The following is a 22,780-nucleotide window of genomic DNA, read 5'->3' on the forward strand; positions in this document are numbered from 1 at the left end:
CGCTCAGTCGACGACATGGAGAGCGATTCGCTGGCGGAACGGCGTGCCGTCCGGCGCCGTTGCGACCATGCGAATATTCCAGTTTCCGGGTGCGAGGTCCACTGGCGCGGTGAAGGTGCCGTCCCGATAGCTGAAGTCGGGTTCGAAATCGTCCTTCACATGGGTGGCCCGGCCGAGGATCGCCTCAAGGCTCTCGACCTCGACCGGATAACCGCTGCGGCCGGTGAAGGCGATGATCAGCAGGCCGTCTTCCACATCGGCATCCACCGTCCAGCCCAATGCCTCCTGCGCCGCCTTGTCGTCGTTGAAGGTCTGGCTGGCGACATAGCTGTTCTTCACCTCGAGGCCGGGAAAGCTGCCAACGGCAAGCATGGCCATGGTGATGTTGACACCGATGATCACGCCGAAGGCGCTGGCGGTGATGATAAACACCTTGCGACCGGTAAGGGGCATGCTCAATTTTCTCCTGTGCCTACGAACGTGGAGTCCTTGTACACTCTTTCGCCATTGGAAAGGTCCTCGATCCAGAAGCGGATCTCGCTTCGGTCCGCCAGCGCCGCCTCCGAGCCGGCGGGCGCGAGCACATAGACCCGCTGCTTGCCGGTGGTGTCGGCGGGCACCATGAAGCTCTCGTAGGGCGTGCCCTCGACGGCGAGGCGCAACTCGAGGTGATCGGAGACCAGCGTCACGCGGAAGCGCCGGTCGTCGCCGTGCTTGTTGCGCAGACCGAAATCGTAGGTGTTGCGAATCGTGCCGTCCGACATGGTGACGTAGACCGGCTGGCGAACCGGATGGACGGTGGCCGAGATGTCCGGTCGGACGAACAGCGCCACGACGAGCCCGACGCCGACAGCGGACCACAGGAATGTGTAGAGCATGGTCCGGACGCGGAACACGTGCGACCAGACCGATTTCGGCTCCGCACCGTCGCGCTCGCGGATCTCGTCGCTCAGCGCCATGTATCCGATCAGCCCGCGCGGTTTGCCGATCTTGTCCATGATGTCGTCGCAGGCGTCGATGCAGAGCGCGCAGGTGATGCACTCGAGCTGCTGACCGTCGCGGATGTCGATGCCCATCGGGCAGACGTTCACGCAAGCCATGCAGTCGATGCAATCGCCCAGTTCGCCTGCCTCCGCCTCTGCCGACTTGCGATGCTTGCCGCGCGGTTCCCCGCGCCAGTCGCGGTAGCCCACCGTGATTGTGTCGGGGTCCATCATCGCCGCCTGGATACGGGGCCAGGGGCACATGTAGATGCAGACCTGTTCCCGCATGAAGCCGCCGAAGACCAGCGTGGTGAAGGTCAGGATGGCGATCGAGGTATAGGCGGCGGCGTGGGCGTTGAGCGTGAAGAGATCCCGCAGCAGGGTCGGCGCGTCGGTGAAATAGAACACCCAGGCACCGCCGGTGGCGATCGCGATCAGGGTCCAGACAACGTATTTGGTGATCCGCAGACGAAGCTTGCGGGAATCCATCTTTTTCTGCCTATGCAGGCGCAGGCGGGCGTTGCGGTCGCCCTCGATCCAGCGCTCCACCAGGATGAAGAGATCCGTCCAGACGGTCTGCGGGCAGGTATAGCCGCACCAGACTCGCCCGAGCGCAGAAGTGAACAGGAACAGTCCGAGCCCGGCCATGATCAGGAGACCGGCGACGAAATAGAACTCGTGCGGCCAGATCTCGATCCAGAAGAAAAAGAATCGCCGGTTGGCGAGGTCCACCAGCACCGCCTGGTCGGGCAGGTTCGGGCCACGGTCCCAACGAATCCAGGGCGTCAGGTAGTAGATGCCGAGGGTCACGACCATGATCACCCACTTGAGGTTGCGGAAGCGTCCGCTGACCTTGCGGGGAAAGACGGGTTCACGGGCGGCGTAAAGCTGTTCGGGCTGGGTGCCTGTATCGCTCACGGAAAATCTCCGGTGGATGAGGGTTCGCGGTCCTGCCCCTATACGGAGCGCACGGAAAAGGTGTCATTGACATGCATCAATTGCGGTCGTGCCGCCCGCGGTTCCGGAAGTGATACCAAATGCCGGAACCGCAGAAACTGCGCCCGCGTGTCGCGCGCGGTAAATTGAATGTGAAACCGTGAGTGGGGGCCGTAAAGAAAGGCGCCCCGGACCTCCTAGGAAACGCGCGAACAGGACGGAGGGCCGGGGCGTATCTTCCAGGGGAGGACACCCTCTGGAAACGCTATGTTTTGTTCGACTTGGCGGATCATCGGGCCGTTTGGCCGGCTGGCTCCGTCGCTGCCGTTGAACCTGTTTTAGGTTCCGGTGCCGTCTGGAACCTTGATCCAGATCAAACGCAGATCGTCGATACGCCTATGATTTGTCATATCGGCCATGCACTTAGGTCATGCCGATGCGATTCCGTGACGATTCCGTGCACCGACTTCAGGGGCCTGGCGAGCCGTCGCCAGCTGCGCACGTTGCTTTGGCACCTGTCTCAAAGAGAATGCCCCGCCTCCGTCATGCGGAGGCGGGGCATCGGTTCGATACCGCTTTTTGGGCGATCACTCGGCGGAGGCAACTCCGCCGCCAAGGCTGTGGACATAGGTGGCCACCGCACGGACCAGCGCCTCGTCGACCGCCGATTCCGGGGCTCCGCCACGCGGCGGCATGACGCCGGCGCGACCGTTCCACAGCGTCTCGAACAGCGTTTCCTGATCGCCGCCGTAGAGCCAGATCGCGTCGGTCAGGTTGGGCGCGCCCAGCGTGATGTCGCCGGCGCCGTCCTCGGCGTGGCAGGATGCGCAGTTCTCGGCGAAGAGCGTCTCGCCCTCCCCGGCCAGCGCCGCGTCATGCTCCTGGCCCGAGATCTTCTGCACATAGGCAACGACCTGGTTGATCTGCTCTTCGGTCAGCAGCTGGTCGCGCCCGAAGGCCAACATGTCGCCGAAGCGCGATTCGTCATTGTAGCGGATGCCGTAGCTGATCGTGGTGTGGATTTCCTCGATTGTGCCGCCCCAGAGCCAGCTGTCGTCCAGCAGGCTCGGGTAGCCCGCCGCCTGGGCACCCTGGGCCCCTGCGCCATGACACTGCGCACACCAGGTGCGGAACACCGCAGCGCCGGCGTTCAGAGCATAGCTGTTAAGCTCCGGATCGGCGCTGATCTCGGTCAGCTTGGCATCGACGAGACGCTGCTTGATGTTGGAGTTTGCCGCTTCGAAACTCGCGATCTCCTCCGCAACGTTGGCGCGAGTCGAGTGTCCCAGAAGACCGGCTGTCGCACCGTTCACAAGCGGCCAGGCAGGGAAGAAGATCGTGTAGATCAGCGCCCAGACCACCGTCGCGTAGAAGGTCCACAGCCACCAGCGCGGAAGCGGGTTGTTGTACTCTTCGATCCCGTCCCAGCTGTGACCGGTCGTGCCGACGTCGTCGGTCTTTTTCTTCACGGGTTGTTTGCTCATTCCCGAACCTCCTTGGGGTCCAGTTCCGTCGGGTCCGCTGGCGCGTCCTCGTGCCGGAAGATGATATTTGCACTGTCGCGTTGAGCCTTGGCGCTCCCGGGCCGGAAGACCCAGAGGATTACGCCGAGGAACACGAGCACGAGGAACAGCAGCATCCAGCTGTCCGCGAACTCGCGCATGAGGGAGTATGTGTCCACGCTCCCCTCCTCCTTAACGGCTGGCGTCAGGTTCGAAGGTCGAGAAGTCGACGAGGGTGCCGAGCATCTGGAGATAGGCGATCAGCGCATCCATCTCGGAGATACCCGGCTCGCCGTCGAAGTTGCGCACCTGCGCACCCGGATACCGTTCCAGCAGCGCGTCGAAATCGCTGTCCGGATCGGCCTGGGCGACAAAGTCCGCCATCGCGTTCTCGATCATCTCGTCGGTGTAGGGCACACCGACCGTGACGTTGGTCTCCATGACATCCTGGATGTATTTTCCGTCGAGCATCCGGTCGAGCAGGAAGCCGTATTTCGGCATCACGGATTCGGGAACCACCGACTGCGGGTTGACCAAGTGGTCGACGTGCCAGTCGTCGGAGTAGCGCCCACCGACGCGGGCGAGGTCCGGCCCCGTCCGCTTGGAGCCCCACTGGAACGGGTGGTCATATTGCGATTCCGCCGCGAGGCTGTAGTGGCCGTAGCGCTCCACCTCGTCCCGCATCGGCCGGATCATCTGGCTGTGGCAGACGTAGCAGCCTTCGCGGATGTAGATGTTGCGCCCCTCGAGCTCGAGCGGGGAGTAGGGGCGCACGCCCTCTACGTCCTCGATCGTGTTCTCGAGATAGAAGAGCGGCGCAATCTCCACGATGCCACCGATGGTGACGACGAAGAAGCTGAGCGCGAAGAGGATCGTCGCGTTGGTCTCGATGATCTTGTGCTTGTCGATAAGAGCCATCTGTCCTGCCCTCCCTTACTCGGCCGGCGCCGCAACGGCGGCCGGGGCGGCTTTCGGCTGACCGCGTGTGACGGTGAGCCAGAGGTTAGCGCACATGATGATCGCGCCGGTGAGGTAGAGCACGCCGCCGAGGCCACGCACGACATACATCGGGAACTTCGCGGCAACGGTGTCGGCGAAGGAGTTCACCAGGAAGCCGTTGGCGTCGACTTCACGCCACATCAGGCCTTCCATGATGCCGGTCACCCACATCGAGGCGGCGTAGAGCACGATGCCGATGGTGGCGAGCCAGAAGTGCCAGTTCACCGCGGCATTGGAGTAGAGCCCCTCGCGCTTCCACAGGCGCGGCGTCAGGAAGTAGAGCGCGCCAAAGGTGATCATGCCGTTCCAGCCGAGCGCACCGGAATGCACGTGGCCGATGGTCCAGTCGGTGTAGTGGCTGAGCGAGTTCACCGCCTTGATCGACATCATCGGGCCTTCGAAGGTGGACATGCCGTAGAAGCCGACCGAGACGACCATCATGCGGATGATCGGATCGGTGCGCAGCTTGTCCCAGGCGCCCGAGAGCGTCATCAGGCCGTTGATCATGCCGCCCCAGGAGGGCATCCAGAGCATGATCGAGAACACCATGCCGAGGGTCGAGGCCCAATCCGGCAGCGCGGTGTAGTGCAGGTGGTGCGGACCGGCCCAGATGTACAGGAAGATCAGCGCCCAGAAGTGGATGATCGAGAGCTTGTAGGAGAACACCGGCCGTTCGGCCTGCTTCGGCACGAAGTAGTACATCATGCCCAGAAAGCCCGCCGTCAGGAAGAAACCCACGGCGTTGTGGCCGTACCACCACTGGGTCATCGCGTCCTGCACGCCGGAGAACAGCTGCACCGACTTGGAGCCGAAAATCGACACCGGCAGGCTGAGGTTGTTGACGATGTGCAGCATCGCGACCGTGACGATGAAGCTCAGGAAGAACCAGTTGGCCACGTAGATGTGCTTTTCCTGGCGCTTCAGGATCGTGCCGAGGAACACGGCAAGATAGGCAACCCAGACGATCGTCAGCCAGAGGTCGACGTACCATTCCGGCTCGGCATATTCCTTCGACTGGGTGGCGCCCAGCAGGTAGCCGGTGGCGGCCAGCACGATGAAGAGGTTGTAGCCCCAGAAGACGAACCAGGCGAGGTTGCCGCCCCAGAGACGCGCCGCGGAGGTCCGCTGCACGACGTAGAACGAGGTCGCGAGCAACGCGTTGCCACCAAAGGCGAAGATCACCGCCGAGGTGTGCAGCGGCCGCAGCCGTCCGAAGTTCATGTAGGGTTGCGCCCATTCGAAGTTCAGCACCGGAAAGGCCAGCTGGAAGGCGATGAACGTGCCGGCGAGGAAGCCGACCACGCCCCAGAAGGCGGTCGCGACCACGCCATAGCGCACGACGCCGTCGAGATATCCCATGGACACCTCCGCCGCCGGTTTTTCCTCGTCGATCTGACGAACGCTCCAGATGAATGCGACCCCGGCAGCGACCATGATGATGATCGCATGGACGAGATAGGCTGCATCACGTGCGTAGTTGGCTGCGATGGCGGCTGCCAGCGCCAATAGCCCCAACGCCGTGACCTTGGCGTAATCCCACATGGTTTGTCCCTTGGTTAGTTGGAGGAGGGAACAATATCCCGCCCCATTGCGTTTCTCACTCGCTTCTGAGGATATGAGTTCGCATCCGCTTTGATCTAGGTCAATGTCGTCGCAGGGGCCGCTTGAGACAGGTCAAGGTGCCGCGATCGATGCCGACGTAAGTTCCAGACCAGACACCGACTGCCCGGAGGTGGGCCAGATGGCTTACAAATCAATCCTTACGATCCTGACGAATACCAACCTTGACGGCTCCGCGCTCAGCGGTGCCGTGGCGATGACCCGCAACCAGGATGCGCATCTCGACATCCTAGCCCTTGGAATCGATCACTCGACGCCGGGCTACTATTACGCCGGCACCAACGCAATGATCGAACAGGCGACGCTGGAGCGCGCCCGGCAGGAGGCCCAGGAGATCGACGAGGCCGTGCGCGCAGCCATGGCGACCGAAGAGTGTCGGTGGTCCAGCGAAGCGGCGCTGGCGCAAATCGGCACGATCCAGAATCTCGTCGGCAACCGGGCGCGCTTTTCCGACCTTGTGGTGCTTCCGAAGCCCTATGGCGAGGACAAGGGCGTGGCCGAAGAGGCCGTGATCGAGGCGGCGCTCTTTGCCGGCAACGTGCCGGTGCTCGTGATGCCTGACGGGATGCTCGCCAAGAAACCGGAGCGGATCGTTGTCGCCTGGAACCAGAGTGCCGAGGCCCTCGACGCGGTGCGCGCCGCGCTGCCGCTGCTCAAGCAGGCGGCGATGACAAATATCGTGATCATAGATCCGCCGCGGCACGGGCCGGACCGCTCCGACCCCGGCGGGATGCTGTCGCAGATGATCTCGCGCCACGGCGTGAAGGCCGAGATCTCTGTGATCGCCGCCACGATGCCGCGCACTGCGGATGTGCTGGCGCGGCACTGCGAGGACCAGCAAGCCGACATGCTGGTGATGGGCGCCTATGGCCATTCGCGCTTCCGCGAGGCCATCATGGGCGGCGCGACCCGCGACATGCTGGAGGCCGCGAAGGTCCCGGTGTTCATGAGCCACTGACAAAATGCCGATAGCCGGGAGCCGGGCCTAACCGGCCCGCCCCCTTGTGAGGCGTTTGCGAATAACCTTGATCCAAAGGTAGACCGGTCATCCCGTCTCAGACGGGGATACCGCCGTCCGTGTCGTCGCCAGTCTCGAGCATCAGCCGTTCGAAATCCGGCACCGAAACGTGCCGCTTTCCGGCCAGTTCGATCACCCCTTCACGCTTGAGCGCCGAAACCTGCCGGCTCACCGTCTCCAGTGTGAGGCCGAGGTAATCGGCCATTGCCTCGCGCGTCAGCGGCAGGTCGAACTCCATCCGGCCGCCCGGCCGGCCGAGGTTGATCGAGGCGTTGCGGCGGGCGATGATCGCCAGAAGGCTGGCGATCTTCTCGCGCGCGGTCTTGCGTCCGAGCAGCAGCATCCATTCCCGCGCTGCGTCCAGCTCGTCGAGTGTCATCTCCAGCAGGCGTTGCGCAATATGGGGCGTGTTCCGCATCAGGTCCTCGAACGGACGCCGGCGGAAACAGCACATTACCACGTCGGTGGTGGCCGTCACATCGTAGCTCGCCATCTCGCGCCCGGGCCGCCCCATGAAATCTGAGGGCAGTAGCAGACCGACCATCTGCGTCCGCCCGTCCTCGAGCGTCTGGCTCAGGGTGGCGATTCCGCTCACCATCGTGGCAACGAAATCGAGCTTGTCGCCCGTCCAGGCAATGGTCTGGCCCGCTTCGAAGGTCCTGTAATACTTCATCTCCTCGAGCTGATCGAGCTCTTGGGTATCACATCGCGCACAGACCGCGCGGTGACGGATCGGACAATCCGAGCATTCCAGATGCGTCAGTTCGATTTCCTGCATTTCCATCCGCGCGCGCCATCCTTGATTAAGATCAAGGTTCCCTGTTCAGAGCCTCTCTAAACGTAAGCGCATGGAAACGGTATCGCAACTTGCGAAACTCGGGCTCTTTGACGCCCGTGTCCCTCGCTACACCAGCTATCCCACGGCCCCGCACTTCGGGTCCGGGATCGGATCGGGGCACTTTTCCGAGTGGGTCGGCGCCCTGCCGCCCGATTCGAGGGTGTCTTTATATGTTCATATTCCGTTTTGTAGACGGCTTTGCTGGTTCTGCGCCTGCCGGACGCAGGGCACCTCGAGCCTGTCTCCGGTGGCGGGATATCTCGAGACGCTGAAGTCCGAAATCGCCATGCTCGGCGCGGCCCTGCCCGAGGGCGTCAAATTGTCCGCGCTGCACTGGGGCGGCGGAACACCGACGCTTCTGTCGGCGGAAATGATGCTGGACCTGGCCGATTCGATCTTTCGCGCCGTGCCGATGGCGGACGGCGGCGAATTCTCGGTCGAGATCGACCCGAACGAGATCGACGACGCGCGTCTCGACGCGCTGGCCGCCGCCGGCATGACCCGCGCGTCGATCGGCGTGCAGGATTTCGATCCGGAGATCCAGAAGATCATCGGCCGCGAGCAGAGCTTCGAGATCACCGAAGCCGCGGTGAACGGCATCCGCGCCCGCGGGGTGACGAGCCTCAACGCGGATATCCTATACGGCCTCCCGAACCAGAGCCGCGCCAGGATAACCGACAGCGTCCAGAAGCTGCTCTCGCTCTCGCCGGACCGCGTGGCGCTCTACGGCTACGCGCACGTCCCCTGGATGGCGCGGCGGCAGACGCTGATCCCCTCCGATGCGCTCCCGACCCCGGAGGCCCGGCTGCAATTGTTCGAAACCGCCCGGAAGCTGTTCGTCTGGGACGGCTACGACGAGGTCGGCATCGACCATTTCGCCCGGACCGGCGATTCGATGGCCCAGGCGGCCCGGGACGGCACCTTGCGGCGCAACTTCCAGGGCTACACTGTGGACCCGGCCCCGGCGCTGATCGGGCTTGGCGCCTCGGCGATCTCGCGTTTCCCGCAGGGCTACGCGCAGAACATCTCCGGCACCGGCGACTACACCAAGGCGATCCGCGAGGGGCGTTTCGCCACCGGTCGTGGCCACGCCTTTGCCGGGCAGGACCTGATGCGGGCCCGCATGATCGAGACACTGATGTGCAATTTCCGCATCGACCGCGAGGAGATCCTCTCGAACTGGGGCGGCAGCGCCGAGCAGATCAAAGGCATGTTCGCGGAGGTGCAACGAACCTTCGGGGATTTCGTCACGGTCGACCGCTCAGGGCTACAGATCCCGCCGGCCGGCCGGCCGCTCACGCGGATGATCGCCAAGGCATTCGACGCCTACGAGATGGACAAGGCCGGCCACAGCCACGCGATCTGACGGGCACGCACCCCGCTGCAGGCCTCATCCGGTCTGCGGCATCTCCTCGCCCAGGTTGAAGGCCGCCGCGATCAACTCGCGGGTGTAGTCGGTTTTCGGCGAACGGAATATCTCCTGCGCCGTGCCGCTTTCCACGATGTCGCCCTGCTTCATCACGATCACCTTGTGCGACAGCGCCCGCACTACCCGCAGGTCGTGGCTGATGAACAGGTAGGCGAGGCCGTGGCGCTCCTGCAGCCGCCGCAGAAGCTCGACGATCTGAACCTGCACGGTCATGTCGAGGGCAGAGGTCGGCTCGTCCAGAACCACCAGCCGCGGCTCCAGGATCATCGCCCGCGCGATCGCGATGCGCTGCCTTTGCCCGCCGGAGAACTCGTGCGGATATCGGTGCATGGTCGCCGGATCGAGTCCGACCTCGACCATGATGTCGCGCACCATCTCCTGCCGGGAGCGCTGACGGTCGACCTTGTGAACGCCAAGCCCCTCGGCAATGATCTGCTCCACCGTCATCCGCGGGCTCAGGCTACCGTAAGGATCCTGGAACACGATCTGCATGTGCCGGCGCAGGTCTCGCAACTGCCGCTGCGGCCGCCCCTGAACGTTCTCGCCCATGAAGACCACCGGCCCTTCGGAGGCGATCAGCCGCATGATCGCCAGCGCCAGCGTGGTCTTGCCGGAGCCGCTCTCGCCGACGATCCCGAGCGTTTCGCCCGCCCGGACCGACAGTGTCGCGTCGTTCACCGCCTTCACGTGGCCCACGGTCCGGCGCAGGAAACCTCGCTGGATCGGGAACCAGATCCGAAGCCCGTCGGTCGACACGATCTCCTGCGGGTTGCCCTGAACCGGCGCCATCACCCCCTTGGGCTCGGCCGCGAGGAGCTTCTGCGTGTAGGGATGCCGGGGATTGGCGAATATCTCGTGGGTCGGCCCTGTCTCGACGATCTCGCCGTCCTTCATGACGCAGACCCGGTCGGCGATCTTGCGCACGATGCCGAGGTCGTGGGTGATGAACAGCAGGCTCATCCGCTCGGTCCGCTTCAGCTCCGCCAGCAAATCGAGGATCTGCGCCTGGATCGTCACGTCCAGTGCAGTGGTCGGCTCGTCCGCGATCAGCAGGTCCGGCCCGTTGGCAAGCGCCATCGCGATCATCACCCTTTGACGCTGCCCGCCCGAGAGCTGGTGCGGATAGGCGCCGAGCCGGCTCTCCGGGTCCCGGATGCCGACCTTGTTCAGCAATTCGATCACCCGCGCCCGGGCGGCATCTCCCACAAGCCCCTGGTGCAGCGTGATCGATTCCACCAACTGCCGCTCCAGCGTGTGAAGCGGGTTCAGCGAGGTCATCGGCTCCTGGAAGATGAAGCTGATATCGTTGCCACGCACCTTCATCAGGTCCGCCTCGGGCGCGCCCACCATTTGGGTGCCGAGGTAGTCGATCGAGCCCGTGATGGTGGCGTTCTCGCCCAACAGGCTCACCGTCGAGAGCGCCGTGACCGACTTGCCGGAGCCGGATTCGCCCACCAGCGCGACGGTTTCACCCTCGGCCACCTCGAAGGACACGCCCTTGACCGCCGGAATGTCGCGCCCGTCCTGCCGGAACGACACCCGCAGGTCGCGCACAGTCAGAAGGTTTCGCTCAGACATCCTGCGGCCCTGCCTCTTTTTCGGGTCTCAAGCAGCCCCGGGGTGCGAGCGGTAGGAAGCCCCGCTCCGTCCTGTCCGCCGGCCCGGTCATTGGAAGGTCTTTCGCGGGTCGAAGGCATCGCGGACACCTTCGAAGATGAACACCAGCAGCGAGAGCATGATCGCAAAGACAAAGAACGCCGTGAAGCCGAGCCATGGCGCCTGCAGGTTCTGCTTGGCCTGCAAGGTCAGCTCCCCCAGGGAGGGCGCCGAGGACGGCAGCCCGAAGCCGAGGAAGTCGAGCGAGGCCAGCGAGCCGATCGTCGCCGTCACGATGAAGGGCAGCATTGTCAGCGTCGCCACCATGGCGTTGGGCAGCATGTGGCGGAACATGATCTTCCAGTTCGACACACCGAGCGCCTTGGCCGCGCGCACGTATTCGAGGTTCCGCGCCCGCAAGAACTCCGCCCGCACCACGCCGACCAGGGCCGGCCAGCCGAAGAGCACCGTGAGGAAGACCAGCAGCCAGAAACTTCGCCCCAGGATCGCGAACATGATGATGATGATGTAGAGCGAGGGCGTGGAGACCCAGATCTCGATGAAGCGCTGGAACACGAGGTCGATCCAGCCGCCGAAATAGCCCTGAACCGCGCCCGCGACGATGCCGATGATCGAGGCGCTGACGGTGACGATCAGGGTGAACAGGATCGACAGCCGGAAGCCGTAGATCACCCGCGCAAGCACGTCCCGCGTCGCGTCGTCGGTGCCCAGCCAATGGTCGGCATCCGGTGGCGAGGGCGCGGGCTGCCCGAGCGTGTTGGGCGTGTTGTAGCTGTAGGGCACGATCGGCCAGATCATCCAGCCGCGCACCACCTCGTCGCCCTCGATCTCGGTCGCGCCTGCCTCGACCTGCTCGATGACCCCCTCGGGATCGTCGAAGCACCATTCGAGCCCACCCGAGACGATCAGGCATTGCACCTCGATGTCGCGATAGACGGCCTCCGTCGGGAAATCGCCGCCAAAGGCCGTCTCGGGATAGAAGTTCCGGATCGGGAAATAGTATTCGCCCCGATGCTGGATCAGGATCGGCCGGTCATTGGCGATGAACTCGGCGAAAAGCGAGGTCACGAAGAGCACCGCGAAGATGATCAGCGACCAGTAGGCCCGCCGGTTGCGTTTGAAGTTGCGCCAGCGTCGCTGGTTAAGCGGCGAGAGGGTGAATAGGCCCTTCTTCGGGCGCACGGGGGTGTCGAGCGGCTGGTCGGTCATGTCACACCTGCCGGCTTTCGAAGTCGATCCGCGGATCGACGAAGACATACATCATGTCGGAGAGGATCCCGACCAGCAGGCCGATCAGCCCGAAGACATAGAGCGTGCCGAACACCACCGGATAATCCCGTGCGACGGCGGCCTCGAAGCCGAGACGCCCGAGCCCGTCCAGCGAGAAGATCGTCTCGATGATGATCGAGGCCCCGAAGAAGACGCTGAGGAATGCCGCCGGGAAGCCCGCGATCACGATCAGCATCGCGTTGCGGAAGACGTGGCCATAGAGCACGCGGCTCTCGCTGAGGCCCTTGGCCTTGGCGGTGATCACGTATTGCTTCTTGATCTCGTCCAGGAAGGAGTTCTTGGTCAGCAGCGTCAGCGTCGCAAAGCTGGAGATCGTGGAGGCAATCACCGGCAGGGTGATGTGCCAGAAATAATCTCCGATCTTGCCCAGCAGGCTCATGTCCTCCCAGCCTTCGGAAACCAGCCCGCGCAACGGAAAGATCTGCCAGTAGGAGCCGCCGGCAAAGAGCACCAGCAAAAGGATCGCGAAGAGGAACCCCGGGATCGCGTAGGCAACGATGATGAAGCCGGAGGTCCAGGTGTCGAAGCTCGATCCGTCCTTCACCGCCTTGCGGATCCCGAGCGGGATGGAGACGATGTACGCGATCAACGTCGACCAGAGCCCGAGGGTGATGGAAACCGGCATCTTCTCGATCACCAGGTCCACGACCGAGATCGAGCGGAAATAGCTCTCGCCGAAATCGAAGCGCAGGTAGTTGCCCATCAGGATCGCAAAGCGCTCGACGATGCCAATGGCTTCCTTCTCGCAGGCCGGGTCATCAAGGGTCGGTGTGCCCTCGAAGCCCTCCGCACAGATGATCCGGGCAAAGCCCATGTCCACTTCGAGCTCGTCCAGGAAATCCTGCGGCAACCCGCGGGCACCGAGGTAGCGGTCGTCCGCCGCGCTCTCCATACCGGCTCCGCCCCCCGCGTCGCCGCCACCCGCGATGCCCTGGAACACGTCACCCTCGCCCTCGACCTGGGCGATGATCTGTTCAATCGGTCCGCCGGGGACGAATTGCGTCAGCACGAAATTGATCAGCATGATCCCGAACAGCGTCGGAATGATCAGCAGCAATCGCCGTAGGATATAGGCGCCCATGAAGGTGCTCTGCCCTGCCTGTTGTTGTTATCGCAGCACGCCGGCTGCTTTCAGCTTCTCGGCCTTTTCGGCGTTATACCACCAGAAATCCAGATTGCCGAGCGCATAGGGCGGCAAGGGATCGGGGTGCTCGTACATGTCGTAATAGGCGACCGTGTGCTTGTTCTTGTACCATTGCGGCACCCAGAACCGCTCGGCCCGGAGCACGCGGTCGAGCGCGCGCACGCTGGTCTGCAGCTCCTCCTGGGTCTCGGCGGCGGTGATCGTGTCGATCAGCGAATCCACGGCTTCGGACTTCAGGCCCATGGAGTTGAAGACCGAGCTGTCGGCCGTCTCCGAGCCGAAATACTGCTGGAGCCCCGCCCCGGGGATGTATCCCATCGCGAACTGGTCGGTCATGATGTCGAAATCGTAGGAGCGTTCGCGGTTGGTCGCCTCGGCCTGGTCCACGCGGTTGTGCACGGCGTCGATGCCTGCGCGGCGCAGGTTCTCGACATAGGGGTTGATCACGCGGTCGAAAGTCTGGCTGTCGTTCAGGAATTCCACCTTCAGCGTCTTGCCGCCCTTGCGCCGCATCCCGTCGGAGCCCACTTCCCAGCCCGCCTCGTCCAGCAGCGCCAGCGCCTTGCGCAAGTTGCCCCGGTCAAGCTGCCGCGGGCCGGAGACCGGCGCCATCACCGGCTCGCTGTCGAGCACGCCTTCGGGCAGCTTGTCGGCCAGCGGCTCCAGAAGCGCAAGCTCCGCTTCGGAGGGCAGGCCCGTCGCGGCGAGGTCGGAGTTCTCCCAGAAGGAATTGATCCGCTCGTAGATGCCGTAGAAGAGCTGTTCGTTCGACCATTCGAAGTTGAACAGAAGCCCGATTGCCTCGCGCACCTTCGGATCCTTGAACTGCTCCCGCCGCAGGTTCATCACGAAGCTCTGGCCGGTCGCGATGGTTCCGTCGTCCAGCTCGGCCTTGACGACATGGCCGTTGTTGACGGCCGGGAAGTCATAGCTGGTGGCCCAGTTCTTGGAACTGGCCTCGTTGCGGAAGTGGTAGGCCCCGCCCTTGAAGCCCTCGAGCGCCACGTTGTAGTCGGCAAAGTATTCCAGGCGGATGCTGTCGAAATTGTGCCGGCCGATGTTCTGCGGCAGATCCTTGCCCCAGTAGTCGGGGTTGCGGCGGTAGATCGTGCGTTCGCCCACGTTCATCACCGCCGGCACATAGGGGCCGGAGCCGAGGAACGGCATCATCGAGTTTTCCTCGAGGTCGAGCCCGTTGGCCTCGTAATGCGCCTTGGAGAACACCGGCAGCCCACCCACGGTCTGGATCAGGTCGCGCTTGGGCTGGTCCTCGACAAAGACGTAGCGGATGCGTCGCTCGTCGAGCACCTCGGCGCTCTCGACCTGCTGGCGCAGCACCGCGCGAAAGCTGGGGAGGCCCTTGTCGCGGAACAGCTCGTAGGTGAACAGCACATCCTCGGCGGTCAGCGGCGAGCCGTCGGAGAACTTCGTCTCCGGACGCAGGGTGAAGATCACCTCGCTGCGGTCCTCCGGGTATTCGATGCTTTCGGCGAGCAGGCCGTAGTCGCTGCCGATCTCGTCGGCCACACCTTCCAGCAGGCTCTCGTAGGGGGCGCTCGCGAGCCGGTCGGCGCGGCCCTTGATCGTGTAGGGATTCATCGAATCGTAGCCGCCAAAGGCCCAGATCGACATCTCGCCGCCCTTGGGAGCATCGGGGTTCACATAGTCGAGATGAGGAAAGTCGGCCGGGTATTTCAGCTCGCCCGGAAAGGTCGAAATGCCGTGCGACGTGATCCACCCCTCGGGCGCGGCCAGGGCTGCCGTCGACAGCGCAAGCAGGGCCACGGCGGACAGGGCGGAGCGCAGGGAAGGCAGGAAGCGGGTCAGAGTCATCGGGCATCCTCGCGGCGATTTTGTCTCTTGCGTTGCGAGGCAGGCTAGTGAGCGCGCGCAGCATCGACAAGGCGAGATTCCGTGAGCCCCTGTGAGCACCGGTCATCCGGACGCACGCGACCCACCGGAACGAAAAACCGCCCCTCCTTGCGGAGAGGCGGAATATCTGTCGCCGGACTGGCGCGCGGTCAGCTGCCGGCGCTTTCCAGGTAGGCGATGATGTCGGCGCGGTCCTCGGCCTTCTTGAAGCCGGCGAAGGACATCTTGGTGCCCGGAGCGTAGGACTTGGGGTTCTCGAGGAAACCGTTGAGGTTCTCTGGGGTCCAGACATCGGCCACGGCAACCAGCGCACCGGAATAGGCAAAGCCTGCCTCGGCGCCGACCTGCTTGCCCACCACGTTGTGCAGCGACGGGCCAACCTTGTTCACGCCCGGCTCGAGCGCGTGGCAGGCCTGGCATTTCTTGAACAGCGTCTCGCCCGACCCCAAGTCCGCACTGGCGAGCAGGGCTCCGAAGTCCACTTCCTCGGCTTCTTCGCCGCCGGCTTCCGCGCCTTCGTCGGTTGGGATCACATAGGCCTGATGGTCTTCATCTCCGTGGCCGCCACCCACGTGATAGAGGGATTCGGCGGCCCAGACGCCAAGCAGAAAGACCAGCAGGGACCCGCAAAGGGCGCCAACGGTCTTGGTGAGTGTCATCGTGTCGAACATGTCGCATCCCGCTGAATGAACGTTTCGCGCATCTATCGTGGTTCACGGCCCATGGTGCAAGTTGAAGTTTGCCCGGTCACCCGCCATATCGTCGCATCAACTTGTAAATCAGGGTCTAAATCCAATGTCAGATCGTCCCCGTATCGCGTTTCAGGGCGAGCCAGGTGCCTATTCGCATCAGGCCTGCCATGACGCGCGGCCCGAATACGAAGCCCTGCCCTGCCATTCCTTTGAGGAAACCATCGAGGCCGTGCAGAGCGGAAAGGCCGATCTGGCGATGCTTCCGGTGGAAAACACCACCTACGGACGCGTGGCCGATATCCACCGCCTGCTGCCCGAAAGCGGTCTGCATATTGTGGATGAAGCCTTCGTGCGCGTCCATATCAGCCTGATGGCCCTGCCCGGCGTGCAGATGGAAGAGATCGAGACGGTGCGCGCCCATCTCGTCCTGCTGCCGCAGTGCCGGGGCTTTCTCGACCAGTTCGGCATCCGCGGCGAAGCGGCGGCCGACAGCGCCGGTGCGGCGGCCGACATCGCGCGGCGCGGGCTGCGCAACGTCGGCGCGCTGGCCTCGGACCTCGCGGCGGAAGCCTATGGCCTCAACATCCTGGCCCGCCACATCGAGGACCAAGCGCATAACACCACGCGCTTCCTGATCATGTCGCGCCAGCCCGACCACAGCCGTCGCGGCGACGATGGGATGATGACCACCTTCGTCTTCCGCGTCCGCAACATCCCCGCCGCGCTCTACAAGGCGATGGGCGGCTTTGCCACCAACGGCGTCAACATGACCAAGCTTGAAAGCTACATGGTCGACGGCTCGTTCTCGGCGACGCAGTTCTATGCCGACATCGAAGGCCACCCCGACGACCGCAGCGTGAAGCTCGCGCTCGAGGAGCTGGCCTATTTCACCGACCGGCTCGACATCCTGGGCGTCTACCCCGCCGATCCGCGGCGTCACTGACGCCGCGCGGCACTCAGAGCTGTTCCATCTCGCGGGCGAAGCGGCGCACCCGGCGCTGGAACCGGTTGGTCAACGTCGTCTTGGCCAGCCGCAGCGTCTGGATCAGCACGCGGCCCGGGATGGAGGTCGGCTTCATGTCCACCGAGGCAGCGAGGCGCGTGCGATTGCCGGGAAGCTCGGTCAGCTCGACCTGCGCCACGGCGTCCACCCCGCCCACGACCGAATCGAGCACCAGCAGGTTCGGCGCGTCGAAGGTCGAGATCTCGGTGTGAAGCTCGCGCTGCAGCCCCCGGAAGTCGAACTTCGCGGTCCAGGTCGTGCCGACGCCGAGATCGGCACCTTCCGAATGACGCGTCACTTCCACGCCTTTGCGCCGCACCTGGCGCTCGTAATCGCCGGCATTGGTGACCGCGGCCCAGATCCGCTCGATCGGCGCGTCGATCTCCTCTTGGGTCGAAAGCTTCATTTGGTGTCCCCGGTGTTCGTGCTTTTCACGGCGATGTTTCGCGTCAATCCAGCCGATCCGCAAGCCAGTGTGACAGGATGAAGCGCGCAATCGCGCCATTGCGCGGCGCCCTGATGCGCGGATGCCCGCCCGTGAAGATCTCGAGCATCTCCTCGCGGCTGACCCAAATGGCTTCCTCGATCTCTTCCGGGTCGATCCGGATCTCGCCGCTCTTCGCCTGCCCCCGGCAACCAATCATCAGGGAGGCCGGAAATGGCCAGGGCTGGGAGGCGAGATAGGAGACCGCTCCGACCTCGACGCCCGCCTCTTCGACGACCTCCCGCCGCACCGCCGCCTCCACGGTCTCGCCCGGCTCCACGAAGCCCGCGAGCAGCGAGAACATCCCCTCCGGCCAGCCGGGGCTCCGCCCGAGCAGCACCGAGTTGCCGTGGGTGATGAGCATGATCACCACTGGGTCGGTGCGCGGGAAATGCGACGCGCCGCAGGCCGGGCAGTCGCGCTGCCAGCCGGCCTTGGCCGGGTGGGTCTTGACCCCGCAGCGGGCGCAGAACCCGTGGGTTCCGTGCCAGGCATGCAGCGCCCGCGCCGTGGCCGCGATCTCGGCATCCAGTGGCGAGAGCCGGGTCATACTGGCTCGTAGCTCGACGAAGCGGCTGTCCTCGCCGAGATCGGGATAGAGCTGTTCGGAGAGGTCGACGAAGGCGCCGACGGTCGCCACGTCCTGCCCCTCCGGCACCCAGGCGGAGACATCGGCAGCGAACCATGGCACCTTGCCGTCGAGGCCGAGAAAGATCGGCGGCTCCTCGGCATGGCGCAGGATCTCGGCATCTGCCGGCACGCCGCGCAATCCCAGCGTCGACTCGCCATGCACCAGGGGCTTGGCCTGCCACATCGGCAGGATATTCGCGGCCGGATCGGCCATGAGTCGCTCGATGGCGTCCCGGTCGCCGCGCAGCTCGGCCATGCGCGCGAGGCTGCCGCCGCCAAAGGTCACCGTCTCCGCGAGTCGCATTGCACCTGCCTCCTGCCATCGATCCCGCGACCCTTGCCACGAGCCGGGCGCTGGCGCAAACCGCTGAAGGCATTCGAATTCGCCGCTCTCACACGGAAACACAAAAATTCGGCGCGACGGACTTGCGGAGGAAAGTTTTTCCGCCGAGTACGGAATCAGGTTCATACAGCTGTTAATGCGATACCATACTCCCCTAGATCACTTATGACCCGGGAGCTGACGATGCCGCATAACATAACCTTCCATCTTTCCCGCCGTGGCTTCCTCGCGGGCAGTCTCGCAGGCGCCTCGTTGATCACTCTCCACCCCTTCTCCGCCCGCGCCGCCAACAACCAGGCCCACCTGCGGATCATGGAGACGACCGACCTGCACGTGCACGTCTTCCCCTACGACTACTATTCCGACCGCGCGGTCGACACCGTCGGCCTGTCGCGCACGGCCACGATCATCGAGGGCATCCGCGCCGAGGCGACCAACTCCATGCTGGTGGACAACGGCGACTTTCTGCAGGGCAACCCGATGGGCGACTACATCGCCTATGAGCGGGGGATGAAGGAGGGCGACATGCACCCGATCATCACCGCGATGAACGCCGTGGGCTATGATGGATCGACCCTCGGCAACCACGAGTTCAACTACGGGCTCGACTTCCTCGAAAAGTCGCTTGCCGGGGCCGAGTTCCCGATCGTCTGCGCGAATATCGCCAAGGAGATGGGCGCCGCCCCCACAAAGGACACCACCTTCATCAAGCCCTACGTGATCCTCGACCGCGAGATCACCATGGGCGACGGCACCACCCATCCGATCCGCGTCGGCCTGATCGGCTTCGTGCCGCCGCAGATCATGAACTGGGACCGCCGGCACCTCGAGGGCAACGTCCAGACCCGCGACATCGTCGAGACGGCACAGGCCTGGGTGCCGCAGATGCGCGAAGAAGGCTGTGACCTGATCATCGCGCTCAGCCATTCCGGGATCGGCTCGGCTGACCGGACGGACCTGATGGAGAATGCCTCGGTGCCGCTTGCGGAGGTCGAGGGCATCGACGCGCTGATGACCGGGCACAACCACCTCGTGTTCCCGTCGCCCACCTTTGCCGACTACGCCGCCGTCGACGCCGAACGCGGCACGATCCACGGCAAGCCCGCCGTGATGGGCGGCTTCTGGGGCTCGCACATGGGCCTGATCGACCTGATGCTGGAGCGTGACGGCGACGTCTGGCGGGTGGTCAATTTCGAGACGGAGGCACGCCCGATCTCGAAGCGCAACGAGGACCGCTCGATCACCGCGCTGGTGGAGGACAACGAGTCGGTTCTCGACTCGGTCCGGGACGTGCACGAGGAAACGCTGGCCTATGTTCGCCGCGCGGTCGGCAAGACCGATGCGCCGCTTCACAGCTATTTCGCGCTTGTGGCGGACGATCCGTCCGTGCAGATCGTCTCGATCGCCCAGAAATGGTATGTCGGCCAGATGCTGAAAGGCACGGAATACGAGGGCCTGCCGCTGCTTTCCGCCGCCGCGCCGTTCAAGGCCGGCGGCCGTGGCGGCCCCGAGTATTATACCGATGTGCCGGTGGGCGACGTGGCGATCAAGAACGTCGCCGACCTCTACCTCTATCCCAACACCGTGCGCGCGGTGAAGGTGACCGGCGCCGAGCTCAAGGGCTGGCTGGAGCGGTCGGCTGGAATGTTCAACCAGGTCGCGCCCGGCAGCACCGACGCACCGCTGCTGAACCTCGAGTTCCCGTCCTACAATTTCGACGTGATCGACGGGGTGACCTACCAGATCGACCTGTCCCAACCGTCCCGTTTCGGGCCGAAGGGCGAGGAATTGAACCCCGAGGCGAGCCGGATCGTCAACCTGGCGTTCGAAGGCGCACCGGTGACCGACGACATGGAATTCGTCATCGCCACCAACAACTACCGCGCGAGCGGTGGCGGCTCCTTCCCCGGCGCGATGGGCGACTCGATCATCCTCGAGGCGCCCGATACCAACCGCGACGTCATCGTGCGCTACATCGTCGAACAGGGCACGATCAACCCGACGGCGGACGGCAACTGGAGCTTTGCGCCGATGGAGGGCACGAGCGTGCTGTTCGAGACCGGCCCCAAGGCGGCCGACCACATCTCCGACGTGAAGGCCGTCACCATCGAGCCCGCCGGCGAAGGCGCCGACGGCTTCGCGAGCTATCGCATCATGCTCTGAGACACACCGGGCGGGCCGCTTCGGCGGCCTGCCCCCTCCTTTTGCGGCGACAGAGAGGATCTTTGTGGCGTAAGGTCCTGAGAGAACGGCAACATTGCTCTCGCGGCTTCGGAAAAGCTGCCCTAGGATGCCACCGATGGAGCAGGCCGCGATGGCCTCGCGCAACTTTGGAGCGCCGTATGCGGAATCCCCCGTTGATCGTCTTTACTGACCTCGACGGCACCCTTCTGGATCACGAGACCTACTCGCCCGAGCCGGCCCGCCCGGCGCTGGACCGTCTGTCAGAAGCGGGCATTCCCCTGATCCTCGCATCCTCCAAGACCGCCGCGGAACTGGCCCTGCTCCGCGGTCGGATCGGCTGCGCCAATTGCCCCGCGATCGTCGAGAATGGCGCGGGCCTCCTGGAAGCAGGCTCCGAGGCCGAAGCCGGCTCCCCGAAACACACCCGGTTGCTCGCCGCACTCGACGCGGTTCCGTCCGATCTCCGCAGCTTGTTCGAAGGCTTCTCCGACCTCGGCCCCGGCGGGGTCGCGCGTGTGACCGGCCTGCCGCCGGCCGAGGCGCATCTCGCCGCGAGCAGGCAGTTCTCGGAGCCCGGGCTTTGGCACGGCACGTCCGAGGAACTGGAGCGGTTTTTGCAGGCGCTCGGTGCGCAGGGGGTGACCGCGAGGCGGGGCGGCCGTTTCCTGACCCTGTCCTTAGGTGGCACCAAGGCCGACCGGATGGACGAGATCGCAGCCCGGTACGGCAACCCGCCGCGCCTGGCGCTCGGCGACGCGCCGAACGACCGCGAAATGATCGTAGCAGCCGATTACGGCGTGATCGTCGCCAACCCGCATGGCACGGCGCTGCCCACGCTTGACGGCGAGGCCGATGGACGGGTTCGCCGGACCGCCGCCCCAGGCCCGCAAGGCTGGAATACCGCAGTGCTCGATCTGCTCGACACACTTGGCATCTAGGAACAGGAGAGGCGCCCCATGGCGGACTTCCATCAGAACGGCAACATCGCCACGCTGCACAACCTGCGCTCCACCAGCACCGAGGCGCTGACGGCCGAGTTGTCGACCTTCGCGGCCAGCCGCCGGATCTCGCTCATCCTGCCCTCGCTGTTCTCCGAGCTCGAAGGCGAGGCGCTGCCGGCGATCCTCGACGAACTGGCGCAGGTGCCCTATCTGCATCGGATCGTGATCGGGCTCGACCGGGCGGACGAGGCCCAGTTCAAGCACGCGAGCAAGTTCTTCTCCGTGCTGCCGCAGAACCACGTGGTGATCTGGAACGACAGCCCCCGGATGCTGGCGATCCAGCAACGGCTCGACGATCTCGGCCTCGCGCCCGCCGAGCCGGGCAAGGGCAAGAACGTCTGGACCTGCCTCGGCTACCTGCTCGCCTGTGCCGACAGTTCGGTTGTTGCGATCCACGATTGCGACATCGTCACCTATTCGAAGGACATGCTGGCCCGGCTGGTCTACCCGGTCGCCAACCCGACATTTCCCTACCAGATCGCCAAGGGCTACTACCCGCGAACCGACGGCAGGAAACTGAACGGCCGGGTGACCCGCCTGCTGGTCTCGCCGCTGCTGATCGCACTCAAGAGGGTTATCGGTGATCGCGACTACCTCGACTACCTGCGCAGCTTCCGCTACCCGCTGTCAGGCGAGTTCGCCATGCGCGCACCGATCCTCGCCGACCTGCGCATCCCGTCAGACTGGGGGCTGGAAATCGGCGTGCTCTCCGAGGCCTGGCGCAATCTGGCGCCGAAATCGGTCTGCCAGGTCGAGATTTCCGACGCCTACGACCACAAGCACCAGCCGCTGAGCGAGGAAGACGCGTCCGCCGGGCTGTCGCGAATGTCGATCGACATCTGCAAGGCGATCTTCCGCAAGCTCGCCGCCGACGGGACGGTGTTCTCCGAGGAGGTCTTCCGCTCGCTGAAGGCCACCTACTACCGCTCCGCGCTCGACCTGCTCGACTGCTACTACAACGACGCGAAGATGAACGGGCTCGCGATCGACAGGCACAAGGAGGAGCAGTCGATAGAGCTGTTCGCGCGCAACATCGTGGTCGCCGGTCAGATCTTCCTCGAGAACCCTGCCGATACGCCCTTCATCCCGACTTGGAACAGGGTCCACTCGGCCGATCCCGACCTATTGAAGGACATGCTCTGGGCGGTGGATCAGGACGCGGCCGAATACACCTGATCCGATCAGCAAGAGCGGG

20 protein-coding genes are annotated in these 22,780 nt (G+C 64.4%); 6 read left to right on the top strand and 14 right to left on the bottom strand.

Annotated features, from left to right (window positions below; translation table 11 throughout):
* Positions 1–3: 3 nt before the first annotated feature.
* The 6 genes from ACFQ2S_RS19230 to ccoN form a co-directional block, all read right to left on the bottom strand.
* Positions 4–453 carry a FixH family protein gene (locus tag ACFQ2S_RS19230; RefSeq protein ID WP_386076978.1) on the bottom strand — a complete coding sequence of 150 codons (450 nt, stop codon included), beginning with the start codon at positions 451–453 and terminating at the stop codon, positions 4–6.
* A gap of 2 nt (positions 454–455) precedes the next feature.
* Positions 456–1,901, bottom strand: a complete 1,446-nt coding sequence (gene ccoG, locus ACFQ2S_RS19235; protein WP_386076980.1) for a cytochrome c oxidase accessory protein CcoG — start codon at positions 1,899–1,901, stop codon at positions 456–458.
* Positions 1,902–2,506: 605 nt separating this feature from the next.
* Positions 2,507–3,403, bottom strand: coding sequence for a cytochrome-c oxidase, cbb3-type subunit III (ccoP, locus tag ACFQ2S_RS19240; RefSeq protein WP_386076982.1), 897 nt, complete (start codon positions 3,401–3,403; stop codon positions 2,507–2,509).
* Positions 3,400–3,600 (bottom strand): cbb3-type cytochrome c oxidase subunit 3, encoded by a 201-nt coding sequence (locus tag ACFQ2S_RS19245; RefSeq protein ID WP_089230546.1) that lies wholly within the window; start codon positions 3,598–3,600, stop codon positions 3,400–3,402. The genes ccoP and ACFQ2S_RS19245 overlap by 4 nt, the downstream gene beginning before the upstream one ends.
* A gap of 13 nt (positions 3,601–3,613) precedes the next feature.
* Entirely contained in the window at positions 3,614–4,339 is a 726-nt protein-coding gene (gene ccoO / locus ACFQ2S_RS19250) for a cytochrome-c oxidase, cbb3-type subunit II (RefSeq protein ID WP_386076984.1), read from the bottom strand.
* Between the two features lie 15 nt (positions 4,340–4,354).
* The gene (gene ccoN, locus ACFQ2S_RS19255; protein WP_386076986.1) at positions 4,355–5,962 is read right to left on the bottom strand and encodes a cytochrome-c oxidase, cbb3-type subunit I; all 1,608 of its coding nucleotides are present in this window, start codon (positions 5,960–5,962) and stop codon (positions 4,355–4,357) included.
* 199 nt (positions 5,963–6,161) lie between these two features.
* On the opposite strand from ccoN, the gene ACFQ2S_RS19260 reads away from it, so the two are divergent.
* Positions 6,162–6,998 (top strand): universal stress protein, encoded by an 837-nt coding sequence (locus tag ACFQ2S_RS19260; RefSeq protein WP_386076988.1) that lies wholly within the window; start codon positions 6,162–6,164, stop codon positions 6,996–6,998.
* 97 nt (positions 6,999–7,095) lie between these two features.
* Here ACFQ2S_RS19260 and fnrL read toward each other — a convergent pair whose 3' ends face one another.
* Positions 7,096–7,842, bottom strand: a complete 747-nt coding sequence (fnrL, locus tag ACFQ2S_RS19265; protein ID WP_386076990.1) for a transcriptional regulator FnrL — start codon at positions 7,840–7,842, stop codon at positions 7,096–7,098.
* Between the two features lie 64 nt (positions 7,843–7,906).
* Here fnrL and hemN point away from each other — a divergent pair, with 64 nt between their 5' ends.
* Positions 7,907–9,262: an oxygen-independent coproporphyrinogen III oxidase gene (hemN, locus tag ACFQ2S_RS19270; protein ID WP_386076992.1), complete on the top strand. Its 1,356-nt coding sequence runs from the start codon at positions 7,907–7,909 to the stop codon at positions 9,260–9,262.
* A gap of 24 nt (positions 9,263–9,286) precedes the next feature.
* Here the strand turns inward: hemN and ACFQ2S_RS19275 are convergent, their stop codons facing one another.
* The 5 genes from ACFQ2S_RS19275 to ACFQ2S_RS19295 form a co-directional block, all read right to left on the bottom strand.
* Positions 9,287–10,903: an ABC transporter ATP-binding protein gene (locus tag ACFQ2S_RS19275; protein ID WP_386076994.1), complete on the bottom strand. Its 1,617-nt coding sequence runs from the start codon at positions 10,901–10,903 to the stop codon at positions 9,287–9,289.
* Positions 10,904–10,990: 87 nt separating this feature from the next.
* On the bottom strand, positions 10,991–12,151 hold the full coding sequence (locus tag ACFQ2S_RS19280) for an ABC transporter permease (RefSeq protein WP_386076996.1): 1,161 nt from the start codon (positions 12,149–12,151) through the stop codon (positions 10,991–10,993).
* A 1-nt stretch (position 12,152) separates the two neighbouring features.
* On the bottom strand, positions 12,153–13,313 hold the full coding sequence (locus ACFQ2S_RS19285; protein ID WP_386076998.1) for a microcin C ABC transporter permease YejB: 1,161 nt from the start codon (positions 13,311–13,313) through the stop codon (positions 12,153–12,155).
* Positions 13,314–13,340: 27 nt separating this feature from the next.
* A complete protein-coding gene (locus ACFQ2S_RS19290; RefSeq protein WP_386077000.1) occupies positions 13,341–15,209 on the bottom strand; it encodes an extracellular solute-binding protein in 1,869 nt (622 codons plus the stop codon).
* A gap of 188 nt (positions 15,210–15,397) precedes the next feature.
* Positions 15,398–15,919, bottom strand: coding sequence for a c-type cytochrome (locus ACFQ2S_RS19295; protein ID WP_386077002.1), 522 nt, complete (start codon positions 15,917–15,919; stop codon positions 15,398–15,400).
* Positions 15,920–16,043: 124 nt separating this feature from the next.
* On the opposite strand from ACFQ2S_RS19295, the gene ACFQ2S_RS19300 reads away from it, so the two are divergent.
* Entirely contained in the window at positions 16,044–16,883 is an 840-nt protein-coding gene (locus ACFQ2S_RS19300; protein WP_386077004.1) for a prephenate dehydratase, read from the top strand.
* 13 nt (positions 16,884–16,896) lie between these two features.
* Here ACFQ2S_RS19300 and ACFQ2S_RS19305 read toward each other — a convergent pair whose 3' ends face one another.
* Positions 16,897–17,349, bottom strand: a complete 453-nt coding sequence (locus ACFQ2S_RS19305; RefSeq protein ID WP_176442720.1) for an SRPBCC family protein — start codon at positions 17,347–17,349, stop codon at positions 16,897–16,899.
* 43 nt (positions 17,350–17,392) lie between these two features.
* The gene (nudC, locus tag ACFQ2S_RS19310) at positions 17,393–18,361 is read right to left on the bottom strand and encodes an NAD(+) diphosphatase (protein ID WP_386077007.1); all 969 of its coding nucleotides are present in this window, start codon (positions 18,359–18,361) and stop codon (positions 17,393–17,395) included.
* 222 nt (positions 18,362–18,583) lie between these two features.
* Between nudC and ACFQ2S_RS19315 the strand changes: the two genes are divergently transcribed.
* The 3 genes from ACFQ2S_RS19315 (at position 18,584) to ACFQ2S_RS19325 (ending at position 22,761) form a co-directional block, all read left to right on the top strand.
* The gene (locus tag ACFQ2S_RS19315; RefSeq protein WP_386077009.1) at positions 18,584–20,563 is read left to right on the top strand and encodes a bifunctional 2',3'-cyclic-nucleotide 2'-phosphodiesterase/3'-nucleotidase; all 1,980 of its coding nucleotides are present in this window, start codon (positions 18,584–18,586) and stop codon (positions 20,561–20,563) included.
* Between the two features lie 179 nt (positions 20,564–20,742).
* The gene (locus tag ACFQ2S_RS19320; RefSeq protein ID WP_386077011.1) at positions 20,743–21,522 is read left to right on the top strand and encodes an HAD-IIB family hydrolase; all 780 of its coding nucleotides are present in this window, start codon (positions 20,743–20,745) and stop codon (positions 21,520–21,522) included.
* Between the two features lie 18 nt (positions 21,523–21,540).
* Positions 21,541–22,761, top strand: coding sequence for a glycosyl transferase (locus ACFQ2S_RS19325; RefSeq protein WP_386077012.1), 1,221 nt, complete (start codon positions 21,541–21,543; stop codon positions 22,759–22,761).
* The last annotated feature ends 19 nt before the right edge of the window (positions 22,762–22,780 follow it).

Origin of the sequence: Tropicimonas aquimaris, from assembly GCF_042676185.1 — a bacterium.
Taxonomy (GTDB): domain Bacteria; phylum Pseudomonadota; class Alphaproteobacteria; order Rhodobacterales; family Rhodobacteraceae; genus Tropicimonas; species Tropicimonas aquimaris.

Excerpts from the sequence above, each read along its gene's own strand:
- ACFQ2S_RS19230 (WP_386076978.1), bottom strand. The coding sequence starts at position 453 with ATGCCCCTTACCGGTCGCAAGGTGTTTATCATCACCGCCAGCGCCTTC.
- ccoP (WP_386076982.1), bottom strand. The coding sequence starts at position 3,403 with ATGAGCAAACAACCCGTGAAGAAAAAGACCGACGACGTCGGCACGACC.
- ccoO (WP_386076984.1), bottom strand. The coding sequence starts at position 4,339 with ATGGCTCTTATCGACAAGCACAAGATCATCGAGACCAACGCGACGATC.
- ccoN (WP_386076986.1), bottom strand. The coding sequence starts at position 5,962 with ATGTGGGATTACGCCAAGGTCACGGCGTTGGGGCTATTGGCGCTGGCA.
- ACFQ2S_RS19260 (WP_386076988.1), top strand. The coding sequence starts at position 6,162 with ATGGCTTACAAATCAATCCTTACGATCCTGACGAATACCAACCTTGAC.
- fnrL (WP_386076990.1), bottom strand. The coding sequence starts at position 7,842 with ATGGAAATGCAGGAAATCGAACTGACGCATCTGGAATGCTCGGATTGT.
- hemN (WP_386076992.1), top strand. The coding sequence starts at position 7,907 with ATGGAAACGGTATCGCAACTTGCGAAACTCGGGCTCTTTGACGCCCGT.
- ACFQ2S_RS19275 (WP_386076994.1), bottom strand. The coding sequence starts at position 10,903 with ATGTCTGAGCGAAACCTTCTGACTGTGCGCGACCTGCGGGTGTCGTTC.
- ACFQ2S_RS19280 (WP_386076996.1), bottom strand. The coding sequence starts at position 12,151 with ATGACCGACCAGCCGCTCGACACCCCCGTGCGCCCGAAGAAGGGCCTA.
- ACFQ2S_RS19285 (WP_386076998.1), bottom strand. The coding sequence starts at position 13,313 with ATGGGCGCCTATATCCTACGGCGATTGCTGCTGATCATTCCGACGCTG.
- ACFQ2S_RS19290 (WP_386077000.1), bottom strand. The coding sequence starts at position 15,209 with ATGACTCTGACCCGCTTCCTGCCTTCCCTGCGCTCCGCCCTGTCCGCC.
- ACFQ2S_RS19295 (WP_386077002.1), bottom strand. The coding sequence starts at position 15,919 with ATGTTCGACACGATGACACTCACCAAGACCGTTGGCGCCCTTTGCGGG.
- ACFQ2S_RS19300 (WP_386077004.1), top strand. The coding sequence starts at position 16,044 with ATGTCAGATCGTCCCCGTATCGCGTTTCAGGGCGAGCCAGGTGCCTAT.
- ACFQ2S_RS19305 (WP_176442720.1), bottom strand. The coding sequence starts at position 17,349 with ATGAAGCTTTCGACCCAAGAGGAGATCGACGCGCCGATCGAGCGGATC.
- nudC (WP_386077007.1), bottom strand. The coding sequence starts at position 18,361 with ATGCGACTCGCGGAGACGGTGACCTTTGGCGGCGGCAGCCTCGCGCGC.
- ACFQ2S_RS19315 (WP_386077009.1), top strand. The coding sequence starts at position 18,584 with ATGCCGCATAACATAACCTTCCATCTTTCCCGCCGTGGCTTCCTCGCG.
- ACFQ2S_RS19320 (WP_386077011.1), top strand. The coding sequence starts at position 20,743 with ATGCGGAATCCCCCGTTGATCGTCTTTACTGACCTCGACGGCACCCTT.
- ACFQ2S_RS19325 (WP_386077012.1), top strand. The coding sequence starts at position 21,541 with ATGGCGGACTTCCATCAGAACGGCAACATCGCCACGCTGCACAACCTG.